Below are 11,460 nucleotides of genomic sequence, written 5' to 3'. Positions count from 1 at the left end.
CCTATACGTGATAGTGGCTGTCGGGCACGTCGGTGATGAACATGTAGCCCGGTGCGTGTGAAATCGCAAAAGGCACACCGGACGCCATGACCACAGCCTGCGGTGTCACACCACAGGCCCAGAACACCGGCACCTCGCCGGGCTTGATAGTCACGGCGTCGCCGAAGTCTGGCCGGGAAATGTCGTCGATCCCCAGCAGGGCAGGCTCGCCCACATGAACCGGAGCACCGTGCACGTTGGGGTAGCGTGCGGTGATCTTCACGGCGTCGGCCACCCGGTCGGCCGGAATGGGCCGCATCGACACCACCGTCTCGCCTTTCAGACGCCCGGCCGGACGGCAGATGCGATTGCTGCGGTACATCGGCACGTTGCAGCCCTCGCTGATGTGCCGCACATCGATGCCAGCTTCCAGCAAAGGGGTCTCGAAGGTGAAGCTGCAACCAATCAGAAACGTGACCAGATCCGTATGCTCGGCCCATAGCCCCCGCACATCGGTCACTTGATCGGCCAGCTTGCCGTCGCGCCAGACGCGGTACAGGGGAATGTCGGTGCGAAGGTCTGCGCCCTCGGCCAGCACGGTGCTGTAGCTACCAGGCTCGGTGACGTCCAGAATCGGACAGGCCTGAGGGTTGCGCTGGGCAAACAGCAGGAAGTCGTAGGCCCACTCACGCGGCAGGCAAATCATATTGGCCTGGGTCAGCCCTGGCGCATGGCCTGCGGTGGGCGACACCATGCCTTCGCGATACAGGGCGCGGGCGGCGATGGCTGACTGTCGGGCGTCGTTCAATGCGCTCATGACTCACCTCGGGTAAAGGCACGAATGTTGACCCCTGCTTCGAGCAGGCGGTGTTTGAGGGCGTGGGCGATGTTGACGGCGCCGGGACTGTCGCCATGCACGCAGATCGAGTCGGCTTCCAGTTCGATCAGGCTGCCGTCTTCGGCCTCGATGACGCCGTCGCGCACCAGTCGCAACATGCGCTCGGCGATCAACTCGACATCATGCAGAACAGCGCCCGGGCGCGAGCGGGACACCAACGTGCCCTGAGCGGTGTAGGCACGGTCCGCAAAAGCTTCGGATACGCAGGTCAGGCCCGCATCACGCGCCCATCCCAGCAAATTCGAGTTGGCAAGGCACACCAGTGTGAGCTGCGGGTCGATGCGCAGAATCGCCTGAATCACTGCCGCGGCCTGAACCGAGTCGCCTGCGATGGTGTTGTACAGCGCACCATGAGGTTTGACGTAGGTCACGGTGGTCCCGGCGCTGCGGGCCAGGCCCTGTAGCGCGCCGATCTGATAGATCACATCGGCGGTGAGTTGCTCGGCAGGCACGTCCATGTTGCGTCGGCCAAAGCCGACAAGGTCCGGATAGGCCACATGGGCACCGACCGCCACGTCACGCGCGGCAGCCGCCTCAAGTGTGCGCAAGATTCCGGCCGGGTCACCGGCATGAAATCCGCACGCCACGTTGGCGCTGCTGACCACTTCGAGAATGGCCGCATCGTCGCCCATGCTCCAGGCACCGAAGCTTTCTCCCAGGTCGCTGTTAAGGTCAATTGCACGCATCAGAAAATCTCCTTTGGATCAGGCCGCGCCGATGAAGGCAAAAATGGCGCCTGCCGATTTGTAAGCCATGAACCACGACAGCAGACAGGTCAGCACGCCCAGCACCAGCAGCCAGCGAGGATAGTGGTAGCCGTCCATCAGGTCCGAACGGCGCCAGCCCACGTACATGAAAATACTCAAGCCCAGCGGCAGGATAAGGCCGTTGAAACCACCTGCGAACACCAGCAGCGCTGCTGGCGGCTTGCCGATCATCAGATACACCGCCATGCAGATGACGATGAACGCCACGGTGGCGAGGTGACGAGCGCGCTCAGTGATCTTCTTGGAGAACACCGTTATGAAGGACATCGATGTATAAGACGCGCCGATCACACTGCTGATCCCCGCTGCCCATAGCACCAGACCGAACATCATCATGCCGATGTCACCTGCTGCTGCCTGGAAGGCTTGACCGGCAGGGTTTGCGCCCTTGCCAGACACGTCGATAACCACGCCGCTTGCCACCACACCCAGAATAGCGAGAAACAATATGTAGCGAGCGATGCCAGTCACCAGGATACCGGTCAGTGCTGCGCGGGATACCGCCTGAATGTTCTCTACACCAACGGTGCCACGGTCAAGCAGACGGTGAGCGCCTGCATAGGTGATGTAACCGCCTACCGTGCCGCCCACAATGGTCGTAATCGAGGCAAAGTCGATGAAGTCAGGCCATACCGACTGACGCAGGGCTTCGCCCAGCGGAGGATGGGTCGCGAAGCATGCGAACACGATCAGGCATATTTTCAGGATGCCCAGCCCCATCATGATCCGGTCCATCGCCACGCCTGCGCGATGAGACGAGAAGATCGCAATGGCGAGCAGCGCACTCAAGGCGCCGCCCCATTTAGGATCAAGACCGGTCAGCGCATTCAAACCCAGACCTGCACCGGCAATGTTACCCAGCATGAACACCAGCCCACCGCACAGCACCAACACCGTTAGCAAGTAGCCACTGCCCGGAATGGCAGCATTGGCCAGATCGGCCGCGCGCATTTTGGTCAGCGACACGATACGCCAGACGTTTAGCTGGACGACGAAGTCGATCAGGATCGACACCAGAATGCCGAAAGCGAACGCTGCACCCAGTGTGGCGGTGAAGGTCGCCGTCTGAGTGAGAAAGCCCGGACCGATAGCTGACGTCGCCATCATGAATATCGCAGCGATCAACGAAGCGCGCCGGGCTTTCGTAAACTCTTGAGTGGTCTGTGTCACGGCAACATTCCTACGGTGAGTGATACCTGAGCAGAGCAATGTGCATGCCAAGACTCAACCGATAACGCCTGACTGTAGATCTAGAGCGGCTGTATTGTTGAACAATGCATATTCAATTGATCATCCAAATGCACCAAGTTGTTACCCCAGCACCCAGGCGCGCTACCTAATGAAGCACGCAATACGCTTCTTCCTTGCCACGCACTAAGCTCTCAGGGAATATCGTCGCGGCTTTTACCCACCCTGGAACCTCTATGAAAGACGCAGTACCCCCTTCTCCTGCCCGCACATTGGGAGAATCCATCACTCAAGAAATCCGCAGGATGCTGGTTGAAGGCGAATTGGTTCCAGGTCAGCGCCTGTCAGAAGCGGCGCTGGCAGAGAATCTCGATATCTCCCGCAATACGCTAAGAGAGGCATTCCGGGTGCTGACCCGCGAAGGCTTGCTCAAGCACGAACCCAATCGGGGCGTGACGGTCGCGGAACCGGACATGGCCTCGATCATCGACATCTACCGCGTGCGCCGTTTCATCGAGTGCAACGCCATCGCCCAAGGCTATCCACAACACCCCGGAGCGCTGCGCATGCGTGAAGCGGTCGACGCCAGCGTGCGGGCGCGTGAAGCCAAGGACTGGGTGGCGGTGGGCACCGCCAACATGATGTTCCATCAGGGCATTGTCGAGCTGGCCGACAGCCCGCGGCTGGTGGTGTTTTACGCACAAATCTCAGCGGAACTGCGGCTGGCCTTCGGATTGCTCAACGCGCCGGAATATCTGCATGTGCCGTACATCGACATGAACGCATCGATTCTTGAATGCGTTGAAGCGGGTCAGGCTGACAAGGCCACCGCGATGCTCGAATCCTATCTGGTGCAGTCGGAACGCACGTTACTGGCCGCTTATGAGCGCAGTTTGAAACGCTAAACAGCCTGGGCGCTGATTTGCGCCCGACACGCACGCAAAGGTATTCGTCATTGAGCAAAGGATCTCCATCGACTGCTGAGGACACTCTCTGTGTCCCGGAACCGGTCAGCCTTCGTGAGGCATTCTGGTTCTGGCTAAAGCTCGGTTTCATCAGCTTTGGCGGTCCGGCCGGACAGATTTCGATCATGCACCAGGAACTGGTAGAGCGCAGACGCTGGATTTCAGAGCGAAGATTCCTGCATGCCCTCAATTACTGCATGCTGCTCCCAGGTCCCGAAGCGCAGCAGTTGGCGACCTACATCGGCTGGCTAATGCACCGGACGTGGGGTGGTGTCGTGGCCGGCGTGCTCTTTGTATTGCCCTCGCTGTTCATCCTGATCGCGCTATCCTGGACGTATATCGCGCTGGGAGACATGCCGGTCGTGGCGGGCCTCTTCTACGGCATCAAACCCGCCGTGACGGCAATCGTGGTGCAGGCTGCTCACCGAATCGGATCCCGGGCACTGAAGAACGCCTGGCTTTGGGCGATAGCGGCCGCGTCATTCACGGCGATCTTCGCCTTCAATGTGCCGTTTCCCATGATCGTACTGGGGGCTGCACTGGTCGGTTTTATAGGCGGTCGCCTGGTGCCGGAACATTTCGGGGCTGGCGGACACAGGGCAGCGGACAGGTCTTTTGGCCCGGCGTTGATCGACGACGCCACACCAACGCCCGGGCATGCCCGGTTCAGCGTTTCCGGAATGATCAGGCTGATGCTGATCGGTCTGGTGCTTTGGACACTGCCCATGATGGTACTGACCGGACTTTTCGGCTGGGGCGGCACGTTGACGCAAATGAGCTGGTTCTTCACCAAGGCGGCGTTGCTGACCTTCGGCGGTGCCTACGCGGTGCTGCCGTATGTCTATCAGGGCGCGGTCGGACATTACGGATGGCTGACGCCGACGCAGATGATCGACGGGCTGGCCCTTGGAGAAACCACGCCGGGACCGCTGATCATGGTAGTGGCCTTCGTCGGGTTTGTCGGTGCGTATGTCCTGCAGGTCTTCGGACCGGATCAGGTATTTCTGGCGGGCGCTGTCGCTGCAGCGCTGGTGACCTGGTTCACTTTTCTGCCCTCGTTCCTGTTCATCCTGGCGGGCGGACCACTGGTGGAATCGACTCACAATGAACTCAGGTTCACCGCCCCGCTCACCGCGATCACGGCGGCGGTGGTCGGCGTCATCCTCAACCTTGCCTGTTTCTTCGGCTATCACGTGCTGTGGCCGCATGGCTTCGAAGGCAAGCCAGACTGGCCATCGGCGCTGATCGCCATCGCAGCGGCCATCGCCCTGTTTCGCTTCAAACGAGGCGTCATCCAGGTCCTGGTCGCGTGTGCGCTTGCCGGGTCGGCGGTCTATCTACTGCGTTAGTGGACAGGTTGAACCGGAATCAGCCCGGCGTCCTGATAATCGAGCATCAGTTCGTCGAACTGGCCGATGTCCTGGCGGGTTCGGGCAATCAACTGCGCACCGGCAACGGCGGTGTAAATCGCACGCGCACGTCGTTCGCATTTTTCTGCGCTTCCAAGTCTCGTATCAGCCAGCACCTGGGTTAACCAGGCCACATTGGCGTCTGCAAATGCCTTGACCTCACGCTTCACTTCCTCGGGCAGGTCTTCGTATTCAGCCGCCATGAAGCTGGACAGACACAGTCGATTGCCGTTTTCCAAGGACGTGCGAAAGATTGACGGATACAACTGCAGGCAACGCGCCGGATCGGTGTTCTCGTCGCGTATTCCCTGCAGCACGGTCGCCGTATCCTGCCAATAGCGCCGGGCAACTGCCGCACCGAGATCCGCCTTGCTTGGAAAGTGATAATAAATGCTGGCGTTCTTGATCCCCACGGTATCAGCGATGCTGCGGAAATTGATTCCGCTGTAGCCATGAATCTGAGCGGCCGCTTTTGCGGCGGCCAATATGGCTTCTCGGGCATTCTCGCTCACGTCTGGATCCTCACTTGCGCATTCATCTGATCGTTGCGGCCGATTCTACTCGCACAATGCCCAACCTGCCAATTGGTAGGTAGGGGTTGACAGGCTCGTATAGGACGCGCAACCTTTGCCTACCAACTGACAGGCAGGTAACTGACCATGACATATGCAACTGCGCCATCCTCCTCCACAGCAACCATCCCGATGATGAAAATCCACGACTGGTACGATGGCCCTTACCCGGCGCGTGTACGCATCGCACTGGCCGAGAAAGGCTTGCTCTCGAACATCGAGTTCGTGTCCGTCAACCTGTGGACCGGTGAGCACAAGAAACCGGAATTTCTGGCAATCAATTACTCAGGCACCCTCCCCGTGCTGGAGCTGGGTGACGGCACGCTCATTGCCGAATGCACCGCCATTACTCAGTACCTCGATGTTCTGGTGGGCAGCCCCGACCTGACCGGCGAAACGCCTGTCGAAAAAGGCCTCATCCACATGATGACCAAACGCGCGGAAATCGAATTTCTCGATGCAGTCAGCACCTACTTCCACCACGCAACCCCGGGGCTTGGGCCAGATGTCGAGCTGTATCAGAACGCTGAATGGGGCAACCGGATGCGCGACAAGGCCGTGAGAGGCATGCGTTATTTCGATGAACTGCTCAAGCACCAACCCTTTGTTGCCGGCGCCCGGTTTTCGATGGCCGACATCGCGGTACTGGGGGGAATGATTTTTTCCTCGCTGGTGAAACTGCCGGTGCCTGACGACTGCATCGCGTTACGCGAATGGCATGCGCGGATGCAGGAAAGGCCGAGCGTCAAAGCATGGAAAGAGATGGTGGAGCGCGGCCGACCATAAGGCTGAACAACCGATAGCGTGTGGGCGCAGCGGGCAGTTAAAACCGCATGCGCCACACACGATGCACACCAGCCTGAGGCTGGGGTGTAAAAACCGCTTAACGCATTCAGCTTTCCGTTCATCTGCTGGCCACCGCGATTTTTCGAACCTGACTTCCTGGCAGTCGCTCGTACCTACATAACGTCAACGCACGCAGGCAGTTCAAGACGTGCATAGACGACGCACAGGTATTGATGTTTTTAAGAGTGACTGCCGGAGTTATCGCAATGTGTGAATGTATCGTCCAACCCGTTTCATCCCCGGACTTTTCAGGGCTTTTGGCCCAAAAAGAAAACGGCAGCGCCAGCAGTCGGCTGAGCGCGTTGAACCAGAGCCTGCATCTGGCCACAGACTTCGCCCCTCATAAAAAGACCAGCGTTATCAAACCCAATATGCAGATCCGTGCGATCCGCCAGCGCGACGGTGAACTGGAATGCGTCAAGGTTCGCTGGGGTTGGTCCCCGGTCTGGACAATGGGAACCCTGCCGCCACGCACCCACCTGCCTCTGCACTTGGTGATGCGCTCCAGGGCATTTGATCGCATTCGCAGTGGAGGCCGGGTTCTGGTCGCGGTTGACGGTTGGTATGACGTACCGACTGATCACCCGTCGCCCCATAGCCGCCGCCTGAGTTACACCACCTCCCGGGAATCCACGCCGATTTTCCTGGCCGCCCTTGCCCAGATCAGCGAACCATCGTCCGGCTGCGACGGGCTCGTTCTGATGACACACGGTGACACGTCCAACCCTCAACAGCGCTTGCTGGCCTTCGACGCTGACGCGGCGCTCCAATGGTTAAAACCGGAACTGTGTTGGGAACAGGCGCAACACATGGCGCTGCACATGGCAGTCAACGAGCCGCAACTGGAGCACGTTCTCACTGCCCAGCGCATGTTCTAGACCTGCTGCTCAAGAACCCATCCTCACGTAATGTGAATCAGGGTCTGCGCTGTGGATGCACCGGCCCGATAACCTACAGCCAATTTCCGCCCATCGAGAACCTTCGCAGCGGCGTGTTGCCCGTGAGTGAACTGCATACGCTGTATCGGGAGGAAAGCGACAACCTTGTTCGTGAATGATCAAAAAAAATATCAATTAGCCACTACGGTTATCACGACGACTGCCGATACAGGCCTCGTCGTTTTTAATCATAGGGACCTGAGAGATGTCTTTTCACGCACTTCGCACCTTGGCAACACTGACTTTGCTTGCCTGCCTCAGCCTCACCGGCTGTGCCCACGTTCAACCTCCCGTCGCGCTGGATCATCAATTCTGGGATGACAAAGAACAGACCATCGGCGTGGCGATTACCGTCGTACCTCAGCCCGTACTGGCACTGACAGGTACTCAGGGGCTGCTGGATCTGGCGATCAATACCGGTGTCAACAGCAACCTGCGCGGCAATGTTGAAAAATGGCAGGTCAAAGACCTCAACACGCTGCCTGACGCCATCGTCGCCAAGCTCAAAGCGAAGGGCTACAAGGCCAAGCGCATCAACGAACCGGTCAACCTGAACACCTACAAGGAAGTCAGCTTCCGCGAGGGCTATACCATTCGCGACCTGTCATCGATCAAGACCACCTACGGCGTTGATCGCCTGTTGCTCGTGAACGTTCAAGTCACCGGTGCCACCCGCAGTTATTACAGTGTCGTCCCCACCAGCGTGCCGATGGCACAGGTCGGCGGGCAAGGCATGGTCGTCAATCTGGCCGATAACAAACTGCTGTGGTTCAAAAGCTTTGCCGTCGTCCAGGCGGCTCAAGGCGAGTGGGACGAACCGAACTACGCCAACCTGACGAACGCGTTCTACCAGACGATGGACACGAGCCGCCAGCAAATGCTGAGCGCGTTCGAACAGTGAAACGTCCGTTGATTGCGGCCTGCGCACTGGCCCTGTTCACACTTGCAGGTTGCGCACAGAAGCCTGCGCCGCCGGCGGGTTTCAAGTCGCAAGATGCCGTGACGTACGTTCAGGCTCACGGCGTCAAGGTGGACCTGCAACTGCCGCAGACCTTCGTCAGCGCCAGCACCGTGATTGATCCCGAAGCCGCAAAAAAAGCCGCATCGTCGAGCTACACCCTCGTCTCCAGCTCAGGCGCAGGCGCTGGTATCGCCGGCGTGCTGGTCGCCAGCCTGATCAACACACAGATGGGCAGCGGTAGCCTGCAGCGCGATGCCGAAAACGCCGCGATCAAGGAATCACAGCCGCTGGCCAACCTGATGGCTGGCGTTCAGTTGCAGGACCGTCTGCAACAGCGCTTCCAACAGGCCTCGCTGGCAGCCGGGATCAAACAAGGCACCGGCCCCGTCAGCGCCCGACTGGTGGTCGAACCCAAGTTGATGCTCACCGCCGATCGTGGCAGCTTCGTGCTGATCAATCAGGTGCAAGTGCAAGACATCGCAGGTTCTGCGCTGTACCGCATGCGCATCGAAGTCACCAGCCAACCGATCCGACGCTGCGGCAAACGCTGCATCGACGACGGCACCCTCGACCTCCCCCAAGTCACCGCTGCCCTCGACGAATGCATCGACGAATCAATGCGTCTGCTGGCCGCCGACATGACACTGCCCGATCCACCTGCAGCGGCTCAGGAAACACTGAGGTACGTGCTGGATGGTCAGCGTGTCGTGGAACGTGGGTATCAATTGGTGAGCAGCGGGAATTATTGGCGGTACCGGAACCTGTATGGCGCGGTGAAAGCCGTGCCAGTGCCGTTTGAAGATGCGTTGACGCAGGAAGAACTGAAAAGGGTTTATGGCAGTAGGTAGGGGGTTGGGCGTTCGTTGAGGTTTCTTTACAACCATTGCCCACCTGAACGTCAGACCGTAGTCGGAAGTCATAGCACTACTTCTGCCATGCTCCCCAAGGTGCCTCATGCGTTTGATACCCGAACTGAACAGCGACGCTAACGTACTGATAGCCGGAGCCAGCCGAGGCATCGGCCTGGCACTGTGCACGGCGTTGCTGGCTCGCGATGATGTGACTCAGGTATGGGCGGTCGCACGAAACGCCAGCGCCTCCCCAGCGCTGGCGACACTCGCAGAGCAATATGGCCATCGCCTGAAACGCGTCGACTGCGACGCGCGCAACGAGCAATCCCTCGAAGACCTTGCAAGTGAGGTGCGTGAACACTGCGACCACCTGCACCTTGTCATCAATGCGCTGGGCATTCTTCATCAGGACGGTGCGAAAGCGGAAAAGGGCCTGTCCCAACTGACGCTTGAAGGTCTGCAAGCGAGCTTCGCCACCAACACTTTCGCGCCAATCCTGCTGCTCAAACACCTGCTCCCGTTACTGCGCAAACACCCGTCTACCTTCGCGGCGCTCTCCGCAAGGGTCGGTTCCATTGGCGATAACCGATTGGGCGGCTGGTACAGCTACAGAGCCAGCAAAGCAGCGCTCAACCAGTTGCTGCACACCGCCAGCATCGAACTGAAACGCCTGAACCCCGCCTCCACCGTCCTGGCCATCCACCCAGGCACCACCGACACCGAACTGTCCCAGCCATTTCAGGCAAACGTCCCTGATGGGCAACTGTTCGAACCGGCGTTCTCGGCGGAGCGCATTATTGAGTTAGTCGGGGGGCATGGTCCGGCTGATACCGGGACCTTTTGGGCTTGGGATGGTAGGCCGATTGTGTGGTGAGTGTCACCGGAAGCATCTGACGCCACTCGACCCATCACTGCCGTCCGCCATGTTTGCAACTGGAAGCCGGTTGACTCAATACCACACAGCCAAACACCTGACTTCGCATCTCGATGAAGCCTGCCTAGGCCTTTACGCACCCGTGATACGCGCGGATTGTGCCGAGTGCCGAGTGCTAAATATTTAACGTCGGGACGAGCCAAGTCCTTGCGACAAAATTAGACGCGTTTAAGGCGAAGCATTTCATAGGACGTAGACTGTTTCTACAAGCTGTTGCACACACCTGAAGAGGGAGGCTTCATTTATGGACAGAAAACTGACATCCAGGATCGCGATCATCACAGGTGCGGCTCAAGGGATCGGCGCCGCGATTGCGGAAAGGTTCGTACAGGAAGGCTGTTTTGTTTACGTCACTGATATTAACGACGTGCTCGGAAGAGCGACTGCAAGAGCGTTAAGAGACCGTGCCTGTTATCTGCATCTTGATGTGCGCTGCGAAGAAGAGTGGCAGCGAGTGACAACGCAGGTCCTAAAGGCGCACGACCGCCTAGACGTACTGGTCAACAACGCGGGCATTACCGGATTTGAGCAGGGTGCTGTCCAGCACGACCCAGAGCATGCGCGTCTGGAGGACTGGCAGGCTGTGCATAGCACCAATCTCGATGGCGTGTTTCTCGGGTGCAAATACGCTATTCAAGCCATGCGCCGTACTCAGACTGGTTCCATTATCAACATCTCTTCTCGCTCCGGACTGGTTGGTATTCCTGGCGCGGCTGCTTACGCATCGTCCAAGGCCGCTGTGCGCAATCACACCAAGACAGTGGCGCTTTACTGCGCCGAGCAGGGATTGAAAGTCCGATGCAACTCGATCCACCCGGCCGCCATCCTCACCCCTATGTGGGAGCCAATGTTGGGTGCCGATGCTGAGCGGGAGGCGCGAATGGCTGCACTCGTTCAAGACACTCCGCTCAGAAGATTTGGAATGCCCGAAGAAGTGGCGGCTGTGGCCCTGCTATTGGCCACCGATGAGGCTACTTACATCACCGGCAGTGAGTTCAACATCGATGGAGGCATGTTGGCGGGGTCGGCAGCGACGCCAGTGGTATTAGATGACAGCGAAACCTGAAAACTGCGCGCGCGAATGGCGGCAACCTAAATAGGCATTCCGATTTTCTTCATCGTGTGGCTAAGCGACCACAGCCCTCCCCTGCA

The 11,460-nt window shown here is 58.9% G+C and carries 12 protein-coding genes; 8 read left to right on the top strand and 4 right to left on the bottom strand.

Annotated features, from left to right (window positions below):
• Window position 1: 1 nt before the first annotated feature.
• Genes ALP40_RS02715 through ALP40_RS02705 form a run of 3 tightly spaced genes read right to left on the bottom strand, consistent with a single transcriptional unit; the run spans window position 2 to window position 2,814 of the window.
• Window positions 2-796 carry a putative hydro-lyase gene (locus tag ALP40_RS02715; RefSeq protein ID WP_122206751.1) on the bottom strand — a complete coding sequence of 265 codons (795 nt, stop codon included), beginning with the start codon at window positions 794-796 and terminating at the stop codon, window positions 2-4.
• Window positions 793-1,563, bottom strand: a complete 771-nt coding sequence (locus tag ALP40_RS02710) for a LamB/YcsF family protein (RefSeq protein ID WP_122206750.1) — start codon at window positions 1,561-1,563, stop codon at window positions 793-795. Before ALP40_RS02710 ends, ALP40_RS02715 begins: the two co-directional genes overlap by 4 nt.
• 18 nt (window positions 1,564-1,581) lie before the next feature.
• Entirely contained in the window at window positions 1,582-2,814 is a 1,233-nt protein-coding gene (locus tag ALP40_RS02705; RefSeq protein WP_122206749.1) for an NRAMP family divalent metal transporter, read from the bottom strand.
• Between the two features lie 254 nt (window positions 2,815-3,068).
• On the opposite strand from ALP40_RS02705, the gene ALP40_RS02700 reads away from it, so the two are divergent.
• Entirely contained in the window at window positions 3,069-3,737 is a 669-nt protein-coding gene (locus ALP40_RS02700) for a GntR family transcriptional regulator (protein WP_122206748.1), read from the top strand.
• Window positions 3,738-3,787: 50 nt separating this feature from the next.
• Window positions 3,788-5,146 (top strand): chromate efflux transporter, encoded by a 1,359-nt coding sequence (gene chrA, locus ALP40_RS02695; RefSeq protein WP_122206747.1) that lies wholly within the window; start codon window positions 3,788-3,790, stop codon window positions 5,144-5,146.
• On the opposite strand, the gene ALP40_RS02690 is transcribed toward chrA, so the two are convergent.
• A complete protein-coding gene (locus ALP40_RS02690) occupies window positions 5,143-5,718 on the bottom strand; it encodes a TetR/AcrR family transcriptional regulator (RefSeq protein ID WP_122206746.1) in 576 nt (191 codons plus the stop codon). The genes chrA and ALP40_RS02690 overlap by 4 nt on opposite strands.
• Before the next feature lie 195 nt (window positions 5,719-5,913).
• Between ALP40_RS02690 and ALP40_RS02685 the strand changes: the two genes are divergently transcribed.
• From ALP40_RS02685 to ALP40_RS02660, 6 genes are all read left to right on the top strand, one after another.
• Entirely contained in the window at window positions 5,914-6,564 is a 651-nt protein-coding gene (locus ALP40_RS02685) for a glutathione S-transferase (protein ID WP_122207414.1), read from the top strand.
• Window positions 6,565-6,881: 317 nt separating this feature from the next.
• Window positions 6,882-7,502: an SOS response-associated peptidase family protein gene (locus ALP40_RS02680; RefSeq protein ID WP_183135988.1), complete on the top strand. Its 621-nt coding sequence runs from the start codon at window positions 6,882-6,884 to the stop codon at window positions 7,500-7,502.
• A 265-nt stretch (window positions 7,503-7,767) separates the two neighbouring features.
• A complete protein-coding gene (locus tag ALP40_RS02675; protein WP_122206744.1) occupies window positions 7,768-8,463 on the top strand; it encodes a hypothetical protein in 696 nt (231 codons plus the stop codon).
• Window positions 8,460-9,371, top strand: a complete 912-nt coding sequence (locus ALP40_RS02670) for a hypothetical protein (RefSeq protein WP_122206743.1) — start codon at window positions 8,460-8,462, stop codon at window positions 9,369-9,371. The genes ALP40_RS02675 and ALP40_RS02670 overlap by 4 nt, the downstream gene beginning before the upstream one ends.
• Before the next feature lie 106 nt (window positions 9,372-9,477).
• Window positions 9,478-10,248, top strand: a complete 771-nt coding sequence (locus ALP40_RS02665; RefSeq protein WP_122206742.1) for an SDR family NAD(P)-dependent oxidoreductase — start codon at window positions 9,478-9,480, stop codon at window positions 10,246-10,248.
• A 304-nt stretch (window positions 10,249-10,552) separates the two neighbouring features.
• The gene (locus ALP40_RS02660) at window positions 10,553-11,374 is read left to right on the top strand and encodes an SDR family oxidoreductase (RefSeq protein ID WP_122206741.1); all 822 of its coding nucleotides are present in this window, start codon (window positions 10,553-10,555) and stop codon (window positions 11,372-11,374) included.
• Window positions 11,375-11,460 lie beyond the last annotated feature (86 nt).

This window comes from Pseudomonas viridiflava (assembly GCF_003702045.1).
Lineage (GTDB): Bacteria > Pseudomonadota > Gammaproteobacteria > Pseudomonadales > Pseudomonadaceae > Aquipseudomonas > Aquipseudomonas viridiflava_C.
This window is presented reverse-complemented; position numbering and strand designations above follow the sequence as displayed.

What these genes read in the sequence shown, in the direction of transcription:
- ALP40_RS02715 (WP_122206751.1), bottom strand. Translation starts at nt 796, where the DNA reads ATGAGCGCATTGAACGACGCCCGACAGTCAGCCATCGCCGCCCGCGCC.
- ALP40_RS02660 (WP_122206741.1), top strand. Translation starts at nt 10,553, where the DNA reads ATGGACAGAAAACTGACATCCAGGATCGCGATCATCACAGGTGCGGCT.
- ALP40_RS02700 (WP_122206748.1), top strand. Translation starts at nt 3,069, where the DNA reads ATGAAAGACGCAGTACCCCCTTCTCCTGCCCGCACATTGGGAGAATCC.
- ALP40_RS02665 (WP_122206742.1), top strand. Translation starts at nt 9,478, where the DNA reads ATGCGTTTGATACCCGAACTGAACAGCGACGCTAACGTACTGATAGCC.
- ALP40_RS02675 (WP_122206744.1), top strand. Translation starts at nt 7,768, where the DNA reads ATGTCTTTTCACGCACTTCGCACCTTGGCAACACTGACTTTGCTTGCC.
- ALP40_RS02710 (WP_122206750.1), bottom strand. Translation starts at nt 1,563, where the DNA reads ATGCGTGCAATTGACCTTAACAGCGACCTGGGAGAAAGCTTCGGTGCC.
- ALP40_RS02685 (WP_122207414.1), top strand. Translation starts at nt 5,914, where the DNA reads ATGAAAATCCACGACTGGTACGATGGCCCTTACCCGGCGCGTGTACGC.